Source organism: Streptomyces sp. PL-29 (genome assembly GCF_058344425.1).
The window spans coordinates 2,699,097-2,714,940 of sequence record NZ_CP136996.1; the positions used below are offsets into that span (position 1 = coordinate 2,699,097).

Below are 15,844 nucleotides of genomic sequence, written 5' to 3' on the forward strand. Positions count from 1 at the left end.
GGGTCCGCCCGGCGCGGCGCGTGCCCCCCGGACGCGTACCCCCGGGCCCGGAGGCGTCGCCGGGGGGTGCCCGAGTACCGCGCCTTGATCCGCCGGCCAGGCTCTAGACGGGGGCGGTAGGGCCGGGGTGGCGGCGCGCGGTGAATTCCGCGTCGCGGACCACGCGGAGGGCGTTGCCCCAGGTGAGCAGGGCGAGATCGGACTCCGGCCAGCCGCGGTCCAGGAGTTCCGCGATCAGCCGCGGATAGCCCGAGGGGTCGGTCAGACCGGTTGGGCGGGGGCCCGGCGGCTCGGTTCCGAAGGCCGCTCCCAGTCCGACGCCCTCGGGGCCCGCGACCGCCCGTACGTGGTCGAGGTGGTCCGCCACCGCGTGCAGGGAGTCCCCAGTGCGCGCGGCGTCGAAGGTGACCATCGCGAGGCCGTTCGCCTCGCGCAGCAGGGCGAGCACCTCGTCGGGCACGTTCCCCGGATGCGGGTTCAGCGCCGCAGCCGCCGTGTTCGAGATAACCACCGGAGCCTTGGATGCCTCCGTGAGCCGGCGGGCCACCGCCGGCACGCATCCCGTGAGGTCCAGCAGGATCCCCAGCCGGTTCGCCTCCCGCACGACCTCGTGACCGAAGGCCGTCAGCGTCTCCTGCGCCCAGGGCGCTCCCGCCGGCGCCAGAGCCCGTACGCCCAGCGCGTGAAAGGCGCGCAGCGCGCCCAGCGAACCGGTCAGCGTCCGGCCCGGCACGGGGCCGAGGAACGAGGCGATGCGGCCGCGGTTGCGGGCGTCCGCCATGTCGTCGGCGCTGAGCGCGAGGCGGAGGCTGTCGGGGTAGCGGCGGACCAAGGTCAGCGCGGCATCGATCTGCTCCAGGGTGTCGGCGACCGCCCAGTCGCCGGCCGCGTCCTCGCGGGACGGGGCCTCCGGCGGCACGAGCAGGGACCAGAACTGGGCCCCCACTCCCCCCGCGCGCAGCCGCGGGATGTCGGTGTCGACGCCCGCTTCGGAGGTCTCGATGTCGTGGTACGGGCTCTGACGCAGGGTCCACACCAGGGTGTTGCACCCGTCGGCCACGGGGTGGGCGGACAGCAGCGCGGCGGCCCGTTCGAGAGCGCTCGCCCTCGTCTCGGGTCCGGCGGGGGCCGGGAGGTCCTGGGCCCCGATGCCCGCGGAGTGGGGTTCATCCTGCAGGTCGGCCATGGCGTTCGCTCCGGTCTCGGCGGCAGCAGGGAGAGGTGCTGACACCGTGACACGTGCCACGCCGCGGACGCCCGGTAGGTGCGGCGTTCGAGTGAACCTCGGTCACACCCCGTCACCGCACTGGGGCGGTGACGGGGGCCGTACCGCACCGGTGCCGCGGCCCGGCGAACCCGGCGGCGCGCCCGCCCCCCGATCTGCCGGACGGGCCCTAGATCACCGCGTTCGACGGTCCCCGGGTCGCCGACAGGTCGCGCGCCACCGCTTCCGCGTCGCGCAGCGCGCGGACCGCGTTGGACCAGGTCAGCTTCGCCAGGTCGGCCCTGGACCAGCCGCGCGCCAGGAGTTCGGCGACCAGGTTCGGATAGCCGGCCACGTCGTCCAGGCCGGACGGGGTGAAGGCCGTCCCGTCGTAGTCCCCGCCGATGCCGATGTGGTCGACGCCGGCCACCTCCCGCATGTGGTCCAGGTGGTCGGCCACGGTGGCGGCCGTGGCCACCGGCCGCGGACGGTCCGCCTCGAACGCCCGGTGCAGGGCCATCGCCGCAGGGGTGGTGTCCAGGTGGTGGAAGCCGTGCGTCCGCAGGTTCTCGTCCGCGGCGAGGGTCCACTCGACCGCCTCCGGCAGGATGAACTTCGGCACGAAGGTGGCCATCGCCACCCCGCCATTGGCCGGAAGCAGCGCCAGCACGTCGTCGGGGATGTTGCGCGGGTGGTCACAGACCGCGCGCGCCGAGGAGTGCGAGAAGACCACCGGCGCGGACGAGACGGCGAGGGCGTCCCGCATCGTCGTCTCGGCGACGTGCGAGAGGTCCACCAGCATGCCGACGCGGTTCATCTCGCGGACGACCTCGCGGCCGAATGCGGTCAGGCCGCCGTGCCGGGGCTCGTCGGTCGCCGAGTCCGCCCAGTCGATGGTGTCGTTGTGGGTGAGCGTCATGTACCGCACGCCCAGCCGGTGCAGGGCGCGCAGCGTGGCGAGCGAGTTGTTGATGGAGTGGCCGCCCTCGGCGCCCATCAGCGAGGCGATCCGGCCGCCGGCTCGGGCCTGCTCCATGTCGTCCGCCGTCAGCGCCCGCACCAGGTCGCCGGGATAGCGGTCGATCAGCTGGGCCACGGCGTCGATCTGCTCCAGGGTGGCGCTGACCGCTTCGTCGCCCGCGTAGTCGGACCTGACGTAGACCGACCAGAACTGGGCCCCGACCCCCCCGGCGCGCAGCCGGGGGATGTCGGTGTGCAGGTGTGCGGACTGGTCGCCCGCGATGTCCCGCTGCGCGAGGTCGTAGCGCACCTGCTGGCGCAGCGCCCAGGGCAGGTCGTTGTGACCGTCCACGACGGGGTGCTCGGCCAGCAGCTCGCGCGCCTCCGCCAGGCGCTGCGCCGCGCTCACTTGCCGAACCCGAAGGACTCCGAGTTCGCGACCTTGGTGCGCAGCCGCTTGCCCTTCTCGGTGGCCTGGTCGCGGAGCTCCTGCTGGAAGTCGCGCATCCGGGCCAACAGCTCCGTGTCGTGGGCGGCCAGCATCCGTACGGCCAGCAGGCCCGCGTTGCGCGCGCCGGCGACCGAGACGGTGGCGACGGGAACCCCGGCCGGCATCTGGACGATCGACAGCAGGGAGTCCATGCCGTCGAGGTGCTTCAGCGGCACCGGCACGCCGATGACCGGCAGCGGGGTGACCGAGGCGAGCATGCCGGGCAGGTGGGCGGCTCCGCCCGCGCCCGCGATGATCGCCTTCAGGCCGCGCTCGGCGGCCTGCTCCCCGTACTCGATCATCTCGCGCGGCATCCGGTGGGCGGAGACGACGTCGACCTCGTAGGGGATCTCGAACTCGTCGAGGGCCTGGGCGGCGGCCTCCATCACGGGCCAGTCCGAGTCGGACCCCATGACGATGCCGATGACGGGGCCTGCGGCGGTGGTGCTCATTCCGTGACCGTTCCTCTGAGGTAGTCGGCGGCGTGGCGTGCGCGCTCCAGCACATCGTCCAGGTCGTCGCCGTAGGTGTTGACGTGGCCGACCTTGCGACCGTGTTTCACGTCCTTGCCGTACATGTGGATCTTCAGCTGGGGGTCGTGGGCCATGCAGTGCAGGTAGGCCGCGTACATGTCGGGGTAGTCCCCGCCCAGCACGTTCGCCATGACGGTCCACGGGGCGCGGGCGCGCGGGTCGCCCAGCGGCAGGTCCAGGACCGCGCGCACGTGGTTGGCGAACTGGGAGGTCACGGCCCCGTCCTGGGTCCAGTGACCGCTGTTGTGCGGACGCATCGCCAGTTCGTTGACGAGGATCCGGCCGTCGGTGGTCTCGAACAGCTCCACGGCCAGGTGACCGGTCACGCCGAGTTCCTGCGCGATGCGCAGGGCGAGGGCCTGGGCCTCGCCGGCCAGCTCCTCGGAGAGGTCCGGCGCGGGAGCGATCACCGTGTCGCAGACCCCGTCCACCTGGCGGGACTCGACGACGGGATAGGCGACCGCCTGCCCGTGCGGGGAGCGGACGATGTTCGCCGCGAGCTCGCGGACGAAGTCCACCTTCTCCTCGGCGAGGACCGGGACGCCCGCCTTGAACGGGGCCTCGGCGTCCTGCGGGGTGCGGACGAACCACACCCCTTTGCCGTCGTAGCCGCCGCGCACGGTCTTGAGGATGACGGGGAAGCCGCCCACCTCGTCCGCGAAGGCGGTCACGTCCGCCGGATCGCTCACGATCCGGTGGCGGGGGCTGGGCGCGCCGATCTCGTCGAGTTTGGCGCGCATCACCCCCTTGTCCTGGGCGTGTACCAAGGCGTCGGGCCCCGGGCGGACGGGGATGCCGTCCGCTTCCAGGGCCCGAAGGTGCTCCGTGGGTACATGCTCGTGGTCGAAGGTGATCACGTCACAGCCGTGCGCGAAGGCACGCAACGTCTCCAGGTCGCGATAGTCGCCGATGACGACCTCGCTCACGACCTGGGCCGCCGAGTCCTGTGGTGTGTCACTGAGGAGCTTGAATCTGATGCCGAGGGGGATACCCGCCTCGTGGGTCATGCGGGCGAGCTGACCGCCGCCGACCATGCCGACTACCGGGAACGTCACTCCTCCAGGGTATCCGCCGGTATTCCGCCATCCGGACGTGGCCCCGGGGGTGTCCCTCCGGCATCGCCCCCGATGTGCCGTGCGTCGCACGGTGCGGGAAGGCACAGACGGAGCGCGGGGAGGAGACTTAGCATGGGTGGGTTGACGGAGACCGGACGCCCCGTGAGGGGGCGGTGACCGACAGGACTGGCCTACTGATGACCACGCAGCGCGGATCGGTCCTCGCACGCGTACGGGGCCTCGTGCGCGAGGTGGCCAAGTTCGGGGCGGTCGGCGGACTGGGGGTCCTGGTCAACCTGGGTGTCTTCAACCTGATCCGCAGCACCACCGACCTCCAGGTGGTCCGCGCGAGCGTGATAGCCACCACCGTGGCCATCGCCACGAACTACCTCGGCTTCCGCTACTTCGCCTACCGGGACCGCGCCCAGCGCGGCCGCACCCGCGAAATGGCGCTCTTCGCCGGCTTCAGCGCGCTCGGCCTGGTCATCGAGAACGGCGTGCTCTACACCGCCACCTACGGCTTCGGCTGGGACGGCCCGCTCGCCAGCAACGTCTTCAAGTTCATCGGGATCGGTACGGCCACCGTCTTCCGCTTCTGGTCGTACCGGACCTGGGTCTTCAAGGCCCTGCCGCCCGTCCCCCCGCCCGCCGCCGAAGCGGCACCGGCGCCGCTGCCCCGGCCGGAGCGCAGGTCCGAGCCGCTGCCGGAGCCCGCGAACAACTAGCCGTCCTGGTCTAGTGTCCTGCGCCAGTAGTTGATCGTTAGTTGGTATGTGACTTCTGCTGCTGGTGCGTCTGCTCCTCGTCGGGGCCCGAAGCTCGAGCCGTTGCTGCTCTCTACTGATGAGCGGGCGGCGTTGGAGCGGTGGACACGTCGGGCAACGTCGGCCCAGGCTCTGGCCCTGCGCGCACGGATTGTGCTGGCGTGCGCGGGGCCGGAGGTGCCGCCGATCGTCGCGGTCGCCAGGGATCTGCGGGTCACCGCGGACACGGTCCGCAAGTGGCGGCGGCGGTTCCTCGCCGAGCGGCTGGACGGGCTCGTTGACGAGCCGCGACCAGGCCGCCCGCCCACCATCAGCGTCGACCAAGTCGAGGCGGTCGTGGCCACCACGCTGGAGGAACTCCCGAAGAACGCCACCCACTGGTCGCGCAAGTCGATGGCGGACCGCAGCGGCCTGTCCAAGTCCACAGTGGGCCGGATCTGGCGGAAGTTCCAGCTCAAGCCGCATCTGACGGACACGTTCAAGCTGTCGACGGACCCGCTGTTCGTGGAGAAGGTCTACGACGTCGTGGGTCTGTACTTCAACCCGCCCGAGGGCGCGGTGGTGCTCTCGGTGGACGAGAAGTCCCAGATCCAGGCCCTGGACCGGTCCCAGCCGGTGCTGCCGATAATGCCCGGCATGCCCGAGCGGCGGACCCACGACTACGTGCGCAACGGCCTGACCACCCTGTTCGCCGCGTTCGACGTCGCCACCGGTGAGGTCATCAGCGCCCTGCACCGCCGACACCGGGCGGCCGAGTTCAAGAAGTTCCTGATCAAGATCGACAAAGAGGTGCCCGCCCATCTCCAGGTCCACCTGATCTGTGACAACTACGGCACCCACAAGACCCCGGCGATCAGGACATGGCTGGCCAAACACCCCCGCTTCCAGTTGCATTTCACCCCGACCGGCTCCTCGTGGATCAACCAGGTCGAGCGGTGGTTCGGCTTCCTGGCCGACCAGATGATCCGCCGCGGCGCCCACAAGAACGTCCAGGCCCTCGAAGCGGACATCCGTAAGTGGGTCAAGAACTGGAACGAAGACCCCAAGCCGTTCATCTGGACCAAGACTGCCGAGGAGATCCTCGACTCCCTCGCCCGTTTCTGCCGACGGATCTCCGGCGCAGGACACTAGCGCACCGTCTTCTCGCGCTCGGCGGGCGGCGGGGCCGTACGGCTGAGGAACAGCGCGAACACCGGGGGCTGCGTTTGGAGCAGCTCCAGGCGCCCGCCGTCGGCCTCGGCGAGGTCCCGGGCGACCGCGAGGCCGATCCCGGTGGAGTTCCGGCCGCTGATGGCCCGCTCGAAGATGCGGTTCCCGAGGTCGGGCGGGACACCCGGGCCCTCGTCCGTGACCTCCAGCACCGCCTGGTTGCCGATCACCCTGGTGCGCAGGGCGACGGTGCCGCCGCCGTGCATCAGGGCGTTCTCCACGAGGGTGGCCAGGACCTGGGAGACCGCGCCGGGGGTGCCGACGGCCCGTACGCCCTGCTTCCCGGAGCGCACGATGGCCCGTCCCGCGCTGCGGTAGGCCGGCCGCCACTCCTCCACCTGCTGTTTGACGACCTCGTCGAGGTCGAAGGGGACCGCGGAGCCCGTGCGCGGGTCCCGCGAGTTCGTGAGCAGCCGCTGCACCACGTCGGTGAGCCGCTCGACCTGGGTCAGGGCGATCGTGGCCTCTTCCCGTACGGTCTCCAGGTCGTCGGTGACCGTGATCTCCTCCAGTCGCATCGACAGCGCCGTGAGCGGGGTGCGCAGCTGGTGGGAGGCGTCGGCCGCGAGGCGTCGCTCGGCGGTGAGCATCCGGCCGATCCGTTCGGCGCTGGAGTCCAGCACGTCCGCGACCCGGTCGAGCTCGGGTACCCCGTAACGCTTGTGCCGGGGCCGCGGGTCGCCCGAGCCGAGCCGCTCCGCGGTCTCGGCGAGGTCGGTGAGCGGGGAGGCCAGCCGGTTCGCCTGCCGTACGGCGAGCAGTACGGCCGCCACGACGGCCAGCAGGGCCACCGCGCCGACGACGGCCAGGGTCCGTACGACCTCCCTCGTCACGGTGGCGCGGGCCTCCTCCACGACGACGATCTCGCCCTGTTCGCCGCGCGCGGTGCCGCGCACGACGCTGTCGGGGATCGGCACGCCCACTTCCAGGGCCGGCTGCCCGGGGATCGTGATGCGCGCGAAGTGGCCGGCGTCGAGCTGCTCGGCGAGGGTGGAGGGGTCGTTGGGCTTCTTCTCAAGGACGTTCGCCTCGACGATGCCCACCAGGCGCAGCGCCTCGGCCTCGACCCGGTCCTGGGCGCTGCTGGTGATGGTCCGGGTCTCCACAATGACGAGGGAGACCCCGAAGACGGCGATCACCACGAGCACCACGGCGAGCGTGGACTGGATGAGGCGGCGGCGCATGGGCTGGGGCCTTTCTTCCGGATCAGGCCGGATCGGGGGGCGGGGTCCGGTGCGCCCGGTCGTCAGGCGGAGGAGGGGGACGACGCGGTGAGCGGGCGCGGCGGAGCACGCGGGCCCGGCCGGATCCGGGAGGAAGGCCCCGGGGGTCAGCTCTTCTCGAAGCGGAAGCCGACGCCGCGGACGGTGGCGATGTAGCGCGGGTTGGCGGCGTCGTCGCCCAGCTTCTTGCGCAGCCAGGAGATGTGCATATCGAGGGTCTTGGTGGAGGACCACCAGGTGGTGTCCCAGACCTCCCGCATGAGCTGGTCCCGGGTAACGACGCGGCCGGCGTCGCGCACCAGGACGCGCAGCAGGTCGAACTCCTTGGCAGTGAGCTGGAGCTCCTCCTCGCCCATCCAGGCACGGTGCGACTCGACGTCGATCCGTACGCCGTGGGTGGCGGGGGGCTGGGCGGCCTCGGTGGCGCCGCGCCGGAGCAGGGCCCGGACCCGGGCCAGGAGCTCGGCCAGGCGGAAGGGCTTGGTCACGTAGTCGTCGGCGCCCGCGTCGAGGCCGACGACCGTGTCGACCTCGTCCGCCCGGGCGGTGAGGACCAGGATCGGGAAGCCGTGGCCTTCGGCGCGCAGTCTGCGGGCGACTTCGAGTCCGTCCATGCCCGGCAGGCCCAGGTCCAGGACGACGAGGTCGACTCCTCCCTGAAGTCCCGCGTCCAGGGCGGTGGGGCCGTCCTCCCGGACCTCGACCTCGTACCCCTCCCGGCGCAGGGCGCGGGCCAGGGGCTCCGAGATGGATGCGTCGTCCTCGGCGAGCAGTACACGCGTCATGTGGGTGATGGTAGTCCGAGGCGACCTGGTCGAGAGGCCTGCGTGCACGCCCCTTCCGATCTGGTCTTATGAGCTGCTGAACGCCTTCGAATATGGCCGAACGGTTCCCGACTCACCTTGTGATCCATCTCTCAAGTCCTTTCATATGCCGCAGTGTCGTGTCGTATGGTGGCGAGACGCCTGATGCAATACCTCAGGGACCTTTGTGCCGAAAAGCAGCACATGGGTCTCTGTTTCTGTCCTGAACCGGACGGGCGGCCCCCCAGAGGGACCGAACCGGCCGGACTCGACGTGAATGACCTGTTGGCCGGGCCCCTCGCGTGATGGTGCGCGGGTGGGCGTGGATCCCGGTAGCGGATTCCCCTCACCCCCTGTTCGACGGGGGCGAGACCCCCGGGGCGTGGGGCGGGACTCCGTCCGCCGGTGCCGGCCACCCCCCACCGGGCGCGGATGGGCTCACGAAGCCGAAGCGTCCCGAGCAAGCAAGGATCGACCATGGCTTCCAGCCTGACGACGGCCTCACCGAGCCCCGCTCACGAGAAGACCGTCCTCGGCCACCCGATCGGCCTGGCCACGCTGTTCATGACCGAGATGTGGGAGCGCTTCTCCTACTACGGCATGCGTGCGCTTCTCGTTCTGTACCTGGTCTCCGGCGGCGTCGACGCCGCGACCGGCAGCCAGGGCGGCGGCCTCGGCTTCACCGCGGCGACGGCCACGGCGATCTACTCCGTGTACGTGGCCATGGTCTACCTGATGGCCATGCCCGGCGGCTGGTTCGGTGACCGCGTCTGGGGCGCCCGCAAGACGGTCGCCATCGCCAGCTTCGTCATCATGGCAGGCCACGTGGCACTCGCCGTCCCCGGCCAGCTGGCGTTCTTCGTCGGTCTGCTGCTGGTCGCGGTCGGCTCCGGTCTGCTGAAGGCCAACATCTCCACGATGGTCGGCCACCTGTACAAGGACGCGGACGACCCACGTCGCGACAGCGGCTTCACGATCTTCTACATCGGCATCAACGTGGGTGCCCTCCTCGCCCCGGTCGGCATCGGCATCGTCGGCGAGACGGTGAACTGGCACCTCGGCTTCGCGCTCGCCGCCGTCGGAATGGGCATCGGCCTGGCCGTCTTCCTGCTGGCCGGCCGCACCCTGAGCCCGAAGAGCAGCATCGTCCCGAACCCGCTGAGCCCGGCCGAGCGCAAGGCCGTGATCACCAAGGCCCTGGCCGTCCTCGCCGTCGTCGCCGTCTTCTACGGCGCCGTGGTCGCGGCGGACATGTTCACCATCAAGTGGGCGCTGTACCCGATCACCATCGCCGGTCTGGTCATCCCGGTCGCCGTCCTGGCCCGCATCAAGCGGGACAAGGACCTCAGCCCCGGCGAGCAGACCCGGATGAGCGCCTACATCTGGTTCTTCGTGGCCGCCGCCGTCTTCTGGATGATCTACGACCAGGGCGGTTCGACCCTCTCGCTGTTCGGTGACAAGAACTCCGAGCGCAGCCTGTTCGGCTGGGAGGTCCCGACCACGATCTTCCAGTCGCTGAACCCGCTCTTCGTGGTGGCCCTGGCCCCGGTCTTCGCCGCCGTGTGGGTGGCGCTGGCCCGCCGCAACCGCGAGCCCAGCACCATCGCGAAGTTCTCCACGGCCCTGATCATCGTCGGTGCCTCGTTCTTCGTCTTCGCCATCCCGCTGAGCCAGACCGCCGGCAACGACACCAAGGTCACCATGTGGTGGCTGGTGCTGATCTTCCTGATGCACACGCTCGCCGAGCTGTGCCTCTCCCCGGTCGGCCTGTCGGTCACCACGAAGATGGCGCCGCAGAAGTACGGCTCCCAGATGATGGGCGTCTGGTTCCTGGCGGTCACCGCCGGTGACTGCGTCACCGGTCTGCTCAGCCTGGCCGACGTCCAGCTGAACGGTGTCGGCGTGATCCTCTTCCAGGCGTTCGCCGCCGTCCTCGCCGGTGTCGCGATCTTCATGTACCGCAAGAAGGTCAACATGCTGATGGGCGGCATGAACTGACCCGTCCCGCTCCGGCGGGACGACGGCCCGGCACACCGGAAGGTGTGCCGGGCCGTTCCCGTGTCAGCGGGTGCCGCGCAGGCGGCGCCACGGGGTGAAGGTGAACACCGCGCCGCCGAGCAGGATCACCGTGCCGGCGATCAGCGCGAGGGCCTTGACGCCGCCGCCGTCCCGCGCGCCGGTCTCGGCCAGGCCGCCCGAGGCGGTGCTGCCGGTGGTGCCGGTCGCGGAGCCGGAGCCGCCCGGCTGGGCGGTGGTGTCCAGTTCCAGCGAGACGCCGCTGCTCGTCGCCCGGCAGGGGACGTTGATGGGCGTGGAGCCGGGGGCCATCGTGACGTCGATGGTCAGCCGGTCCGGGCTGAGCGTCACCCGGCCGGACCCGCCGGGTGTGTAGGTGCCGGTCATGTCGCTGAGGCTGACCGGGGCCTTGTCCGGGATCGGCTCGGCGTTGGCCGGGCCGGAGACCTTGACCGTGCCGCTGTCCGCCCCGCCGAGCCTGACGTCCATCGAGGGCTTGAGGGCGCCCGCGGGCAGGGCCATGGGCGCCGCCATCGCGCCCTTGGCGGTCTTGACGGTGAGGCCGTAGCTGCCGCCGTTCTTCCTGGCGTTGATCGTGACGGGGGTCTTGATCCCGCCCGGGACGACCGCCCCGCAGTCGAAGGTCACCTCGACCGCCGTGCCCGGGAAGTCGCTCTGACCGCCTCCGCCGCCGCTGCCGCCCGAGGCGGTGGAGCCGCCGGTGGTGGAGCCGCCCGACGTGGTGCCGCCCGACGTGGTGCCGCCGGTGGTGCCGCCCGACGTGGTGCCGCCGGTGGTGCCGCCGTTCGCCGTTCCGCCGGCGGTGGTGGTGCCGCCGGTGGTCGTGCCCGCGCTGGAGTCGCCCGACACGTCGATGGCCGCTCCGCCGGCGACCTCGCCGACCGGCGCGCACTTGGTGACGAAGGTGCCGAAGGAGAAGGTGACGGCGACGTCGTACCTGCCGGGCGTCAGGGTGATCCGGCCGGCCTTGGTGAGCTTGAGCTTGCCCTTCATCGTGGACATCTGCATGGGGGCCTTCTTCGGGATCGGCGGGTTCTTCTTCTCCCCGACGACCTTCAGCTCCCCGCCACCGCCGCCCACGGTGATCCAGCCGGTGGGCTGGACGGAGTCCTTCGGGATGTCCATCAGGTCGGTGTTGTTCGAGGCCGGCTTGAGCGTCTCCCAGGACACGTCGACCTCGTCGCCGACCTTGGCCGCGGCCGGTGCGGTGATCTTCGCGGTGGTCTCGCCCTCCACCGGGGAGCCGCCGCCGGCCGGCGGCACGCACCTGACCTTGAACGTGGCCTCGGCGGCCTGGGCGGTTGGAGCCGTGATGGCGAGGCCCGCGCCGCCGAGCAGCAGCGCGACCAGGGCCGCGGTCGCCCTCCGTCGGTTCTTCACGATGGTCCCTTCGTCGTCGAACGGTTCTCAGACGGTGCGGACGTCTGGGGTGGCGTCTCCGGCGCGTTGTCCGGGGTGAACCACGGCAGGACCGCCGTGGAGGTCGCGGAGGGCTGCTCCGGCCGCCCGCTACGGGCCGGCCCGGCCGGGCGCGGACGCGGGAGCCGGGGAAGCCGGGCCGTCACCGCGGCCGCGGCCCCGGCCCGTCGTGCGCCCCGGCGGTGTCCGGCGCCGCCCGCGGTGTGCGGCCGGACCCTGTCGACGACGGCCATGCCGATGCGGAAGAGGGCGGCCGGGACCACCACGAGGAGCAGGCCCCAGAAGAGCACGACCCCGTAGGGGCGGGCCACGCCCCAGGGCTGGGTGGCCATGACGGTCTCGCCGTACTTGAGGGAGACCGTGTAGTCGCCGTGGGCCCCCGCGGGCAGGACGACGTCGAGCGCGACCTCCGCCGTGCCGCCGGGCGGGACGGTCCCCTTCCAGCGGGCCTCCTCCCACAGCGGTGCGAACACGCCGTGGGCGGTGCCGAGCTGGAAGACGGGGTCCTTGACGGGGGCCGTGCCGAGGTTGCCGACGGTGACCTTGAACTTCCGGGCGGGTGGGGCTCCGAACCAGGTCAGGACGCCGTCCTCGCCCTCCAGCCGGACCCCGGTGAGCAGGGCGAGGCGGCCCGTGCCGGATGCGGCCGGCAGTTCGGCCACCGGATGGCCGGTGATCTTCAGGGGGACGGCGACCGTGGCCCCGTCCCCGTTGACGGAGGTGACGTTGACGACGCACGGGCAGGGCTTCGGCGGGGGTGCCACGGGCAGCCGGGCCGCGAAGTGCCCGTCCTCGGCGACGGAGACGGCCGCCCCGTCGGCGTTGGCGCAGCTGTTGGTGCCGCCGATCATGTTCTGCCCACAGACCAGCAGCATCACGAGGGTCCTGGCCCGCCAGCCGGTGCCGGTCACGGTGATCTCGCTGCCCCGGGCGGCCTCCTGGAGGGAGAGAGCGGCGGTGGGTTCTGCCCCGTCCGCGGCGGAGGGGGCGGCGGGAAGGAGTACGAGGATGCATGCCGCGAGCGCCGCGAGCAGGGACCGGGTGGTGCCGCCGGCCCTGCCCCGTGCTGTGCCGCCGACCATGGCGCTCACCTGGAGGCTCCCGTCAGTTCGTGTTCCGGTGCGGGGGTCGCCGCTCCGGGCTTCCCGCCGGGTCCGCCACCGGCGCCGTCGGCCCCGCCGTCCGCCGGCCCCCGTCGCAGGCGCCGCCGGCCGCGTACGAGGGTCAGCGTGACCAGCGCGGTCCCGCCGAGGCCGAGCAGGCCGAGACCGGTCCGGCCGGCGGCCCGCCAGGGCACGCACCAGGCCGACGCGGACGCGGTGGACGCGGCGCCGCCCGGGGCGGTGGCGGTGACGGTGACGCGCACCCGGTCGAAGACCGGGGCGCCGGGCCAGGGCTCGGTCAATTCGACCCTCCGGCCGGGCGGCAGTTCGACCGGAACGGGGCGCGGCCCGCGGCCTGGAAGCTCGCCGAAGGCGCCCTCGGCGCGGAGGTACAGCTCGGGGACGAGGGCCACGTTGCCGCGGTTGACCAGGGTGTAGGCGACGACCGCGGCCGTGCCCCGGCCCCGTATGGCGACGTCCTCGACGGTGAGGGCCGCCAGGGTGGGGCCGGAGACCCGCAGGTGGACCCGTACGCCCGCCTCCCGGCCCGCTTCGGCGGCGATCACGGCGGCGGGGTGGTCGCCGGGCGGTGCCGTGGGCGGCACGGTGACGGTGAACGGGACCACCGCGCGGGTGCGGGGCGGGATCGTCACGGTGGCCCCGGCGCCGAAGCTGAACCAGGACCCGGCGCCGCCCGCACCGGGGGCGGGAGCGGCCGGGGGCACCGCGGGGACGCCGTCGACGGCGTCGGATCCGCGCAGGGTGACGGTGTGTTCCCGGTCGGTGGTGTTGGTCAGGGCGAGGCGGTCCTCCAGCACGGTGGCGGGGGCGCCCTCCAGGTAGAAGTACGGGCGGGCGCCGCCGGGCCGGGCCGCGGCCGCTCCGGCGGCGGGTTCGGCGGTCCAGCCCGGTGCGTCGGCGGCCGCGGGCACGGCGGGGACCGTGTGCAGTGCGGCCGCCGCGAGCAGGGCCAGGAGGCGGCGGACGGTCCGGGGGGTGTGCGGTACGGGCATGGCCGGGGTGCCCCGTTCAGGACCGGGCCCGCCGGCCGCGCCGGGTCAGCCAGAGCACTCCGGCCGCGCCGGTGAGCATCACGGTGCCGCCGAGGGTGCCGAGGGCGAGGGCCGAATCGGTCGGTCCGGTCTGCGGGAGGGTGTCGGGCGGGGAGTCGCCGCCGGACGGCGTGCCGGCCCCGCCCGGGGCGGTGACGTCCAGTTCGAGGGAGGGCCCGGGGTGGTTGCCGGGGGTGCAGGTGGTCGTGGTGCCCATCGCCTTGATGGTGAGCACGCCTGCGGTGAAGGTGACCCTGCCGGTCTTCCCCGGCGTGTAGGTGCCCGAGAGGTCGGTGATCTTGATGGGGGTGTCGGGCGGTACGGCCTCGGGGTTGGACGGCCCGGCGACCGGTACGGAGGCCTTCTCGGCCCCGCCGACGACGATGACGGCGCTGGGGCTCATGGCGCCCTTGCCCAGCTCGATGGGGCTGGACGAGACGCCCTTCTGGAAGGACATCGTCAGTGTGTAGCCGTCGCCCGCCTTGACGGCCTTGATGGCGATGGGCGACACCGCCGACTTGTCCCCGATCGGGGTCTTGCAGTCGTAGGCCACGTCGACGACCGCGGCGTGGGCGGTGGGGGCGGCGAACAGCACCGCCGATCCGGCCAGCGCGGAGGCCAGCGCGAGCGCGGTGGAGCGTTTGCGGTCGGACACCTTCGTCTTCCCCTCGGGCCACAAATACCTGACGGCACATCAGATCGGTGGCTCAAGGTACGCCGGGGGCCTTGCGGAGGGAAGACAAAGGACAGGCCCGGATCGGCCGTGCGTCAGGAGGCGCGGACGCCCCGGTGCCACACCTCGGAAACCAGCGGCACGCCCGGCCGGTAGGCCAGGTGGACGTGGCTGGGGGCGTCCAGCAGGGCCAGGTCGGCACGGGCCCCCGGGGTCAGGACGCCGATGTCCGCACGGCGCAGCGCGCGGGCGCCGCCGGCGGTCGCCGACCACAGGGCCTCGTCGGGGGTCATCCGCATGTCGCGGACGGCGAGCGCGATGCAGAAGGGCATGGAACTCGTGTAGGAGGAGCCGGGGTTGCAGTCCGTGGACAGGGCGACGGTCGCACCCGCGTCGATCAGGCGGCGGGCGTCGGGCCACTGGGCGCGGGTGGAGAACTCGGCGCCGGGCAGCAGGGTGGCGACCGTGGTGTCCGCCGCCTGGGCGAGGGCGTCGACGTCGGCGTCGGTGAGGTGGGTGCAGTGGTCGGCGGACGCGGCCCGCAGCTCGACGGCGAGCTGCACGCCGGGCCCGTGGGAGAGCTGGTTGGCGTGGACGCGCGGGATGAGCCCGGCGGCGGCGCCCGCGGTGAGGATCGCGCGGGCCTGTTCGCCGTCGAAGGCGCCCTTCTCGCAGAAGACGTCGACCCAGCGCGCGTAGGGGGCGCAGGCCGCCAGCATCTCGCCGGTGACGAGGTCGACGTAGCCGGCGGGGTCGTCGGCGTAGTCCGGGGAGACGATGTGCGCGCCGAGGTAGGTGACCTCGTCGGTGTGCGCGGCGGCGATGCGCAGGGCGCGGGCCTCGTCGGCGACGGTGAGGCCGTAGCCGGACTTGGTCTCGAAGGTGGTGGTGCCCTGGCGGCGGGCCTCGTCGAGGTGGCGGACGAGGTTGGCCTCCAGCGCGGCGTCGGAGGCGGCGCGGGTCGCGGCGACGGTGGTGCGGATGCCTCCGGCGGAGTAGGCGCGGCCGGACATCCGGGCGTTGAACTCCTGCGTGCGGTCCCCGGCGAAGACGAGGTGGCTGTGGCTGTCGACGAAGCCGGGGATGACGGCGCGGCCCTGCGCGTCGTACGCGGTGTCGGCGGCCGGAGCCTTGTCCGCGGGACCGACCCAGGCGACCGTGTCACCGTCGATGACGAGGGCGGCGTTCTCGATCAGGCCGAGGGGGCTGCCGTCGCCGACGGACGGGTCGTTGGTGACGAGGGCGGCGATGTGGGTGATGGCCGTGGTGGTCACTGGGTTCCTCTCAGAACTCGCCCGCCCCCGCGCCGCTCCTTCCGG

14 protein-coding genes are annotated in these 15,844 nt (G+C 72.5%); 3 read left to right on the forward strand and 11 right to left on the reverse strand.

What is annotated here, in order from left to right; all coding sequences use genetic code 11:
- Positions 1–103: 103 nt before the first annotated feature.
- The 4 genes from R4Z63_RS12275 to R4Z63_RS12290 form a co-directional block, all read right to left on the reverse strand.
- Positions 104–1,186: a membrane dipeptidase gene (locus R4Z63_RS12275; protein WP_384447942.1), complete on the reverse strand. Its 1,083-nt coding sequence runs from the start codon at positions 1,184–1,186 to the stop codon at positions 104–106.
- A gap of 208 nt (positions 1,187–1,394) precedes the next feature.
- On the reverse strand, positions 1,395–2,573 hold the full coding sequence (locus tag R4Z63_RS12280; protein ID WP_384447945.1) for a dipeptidase: 1,179 nt from the start codon (positions 2,571–2,573) through the stop codon (positions 1,395–1,397).
- The gene (gene purE / locus R4Z63_RS12285; RefSeq protein WP_037925298.1) at positions 2,570–3,106 is read right to left on the reverse strand and encodes a 5-(carboxyamino)imidazole ribonucleotide mutase; all 537 of its coding nucleotides are present in this window, start codon (positions 3,104–3,106) and stop codon (positions 2,570–2,572) included. Before purE ends, R4Z63_RS12280 begins: the two co-directional genes overlap by 4 nt.
- Positions 3,103–4,242, reverse strand: coding sequence for a 5-(carboxyamino)imidazole ribonucleotide synthase (locus R4Z63_RS12290; protein WP_078556799.1), 1,140 nt, complete (start codon positions 4,240–4,242; stop codon positions 3,103–3,105). The genes purE and R4Z63_RS12290 overlap by 4 nt, the downstream gene beginning before the upstream one ends.
- Before the next feature lie 197 nt (positions 4,243–4,439).
- Between R4Z63_RS12290 and R4Z63_RS12295 the strand changes: the two genes are divergently transcribed.
- Together R4Z63_RS12295 and R4Z63_RS12300 are read left to right on the forward strand one after the other, a co-directional pair.
- Positions 4,440–4,967 carry a GtrA family protein gene (locus R4Z63_RS12295; protein WP_052031125.1) on the forward strand — a complete coding sequence of 176 codons (528 nt, stop codon included), beginning with the start codon at positions 4,440–4,442 and terminating at the stop codon, positions 4,965–4,967.
- Positions 4,968–5,015: 48 nt separating this feature from the next.
- Entirely contained in the window at positions 5,016–6,137 is a 1,122-nt protein-coding gene (locus R4Z63_RS12300; RefSeq protein ID WP_384447950.1) for an IS630 family transposase, read from the forward strand.
- Here the strand turns inward: R4Z63_RS12300 and R4Z63_RS12305 are convergent.
- Positions 6,134–7,399, reverse strand: a complete 1,266-nt coding sequence (locus tag R4Z63_RS12305) for an ATP-binding protein (protein WP_384447953.1) — start codon at positions 7,397–7,399, stop codon at positions 6,134–6,136. The two genes, R4Z63_RS12300 and R4Z63_RS12305, sit on opposite strands and share 4 nt — an antisense overlap.
- 146 nt (positions 7,400–7,545) lie before the next feature.
- Entirely contained in the window at positions 7,546–8,223 is a 678-nt protein-coding gene (locus tag R4Z63_RS12310; protein ID WP_030961403.1) for a response regulator transcription factor, read from the reverse strand.
- A gap of 495 nt (positions 8,224–8,718) precedes the next feature.
- Between R4Z63_RS12310 and R4Z63_RS12315 the strand changes: the two genes are divergently transcribed.
- Positions 8,719–10,239: a peptide MFS transporter gene (locus R4Z63_RS12315; RefSeq protein WP_037925292.1), complete on the forward strand. Its 1,521-nt coding sequence runs from the start codon at positions 8,719–8,721 to the stop codon at positions 10,237–10,239.
- A 63-nt stretch (positions 10,240–10,302) separates the two neighbouring features.
- Here the strand turns inward: R4Z63_RS12315 and R4Z63_RS12320 are convergent, their stop codons facing one another.
- The 5 genes from R4Z63_RS12320 to hutI form a co-directional block, all read right to left on the reverse strand.
- Positions 10,303–11,658, reverse strand: a complete 1,356-nt coding sequence (locus R4Z63_RS12320; RefSeq protein ID WP_384447957.1) for a hypothetical protein — start codon at positions 11,656–11,658, stop codon at positions 10,303–10,305.
- The gene (locus R4Z63_RS12325; protein WP_384448052.1) at positions 11,655–12,779 is read right to left on the reverse strand and encodes a hypothetical protein; all 1,125 of its coding nucleotides are present in this window, start codon (positions 12,777–12,779) and stop codon (positions 11,655–11,657) included. The genes R4Z63_RS12320 and R4Z63_RS12325 overlap by 4 nt, the downstream gene beginning before the upstream one ends.
- Before the next feature lie 5 nt (positions 12,780–12,784).
- Positions 12,785–13,813 (reverse strand): COG1470 family protein, encoded by a 1,029-nt coding sequence (locus tag R4Z63_RS12330; RefSeq protein WP_384447960.1) that lies wholly within the window; start codon positions 13,811–13,813, stop codon positions 12,785–12,787.
- Between the two features lie 16 nt (positions 13,814–13,829).
- Positions 13,830–14,507, reverse strand: coding sequence for an LPXTG cell wall anchor domain-containing protein (locus R4Z63_RS12335; protein ID WP_384447963.1), 678 nt, complete (start codon positions 14,505–14,507; stop codon positions 13,830–13,832).
- A gap of 113 nt (positions 14,508–14,620) precedes the next feature.
- Complete coding sequence (hutI, locus tag R4Z63_RS12340; RefSeq protein WP_037925287.1) at positions 14,621–15,799, reverse strand: imidazolonepropionase; 1,179 nt, start codon at positions 15,797–15,799, stop codon at positions 14,621–14,623.
- Positions 15,800–15,844: the final 45 nt, after the last annotated feature.

Coding starts and splice junctions, on each gene's coding strand:
- R4Z63_RS12275 (WP_384447942.1), bottom strand. CDS start 1,186: ATGGCCGACCTGCAGGATGAACCCCACTCCGCGGGCATCGGGGCCCAG.
- purE (WP_037925298.1), bottom strand. CDS start 3,106: ATGAGCACCACCGCCGCAGGCCCCGTCATCGGCATCGTCATGGGGTCC.
- R4Z63_RS12295 (WP_052031125.1), top strand. CDS start 4,440: ATGACCACGCAGCGCGGATCGGTCCTCGCACGCGTACGGGGCCTCGTG.
- R4Z63_RS12305 (WP_384447953.1), bottom strand. CDS start 7,399: ATGCGCCGCCGCCTCATCCAGTCCACGCTCGCCGTGGTGCTCGTGGTG.
- R4Z63_RS12310 (WP_030961403.1), bottom strand. CDS start 8,223: ATGACGCGTGTACTGCTCGCCGAGGACGACGCATCCATCTCGGAGCCC.
- R4Z63_RS12315 (WP_037925292.1), top strand. CDS start 8,719: ATGGCTTCCAGCCTGACGACGGCCTCACCGAGCCCCGCTCACGAGAAG.
- R4Z63_RS12325 (WP_384448052.1), bottom strand. CDS start 12,779: ATGGTCGGCGGCACAGCACGGGGCAGGGCCGGCGGCACCACCCGGTCC.
- R4Z63_RS12330 (WP_384447960.1), bottom strand. CDS start 13,813: ATGCCCGTACCGCACACCCCCCGGACCGTCCGCCGCCTCCTGGCCCTG.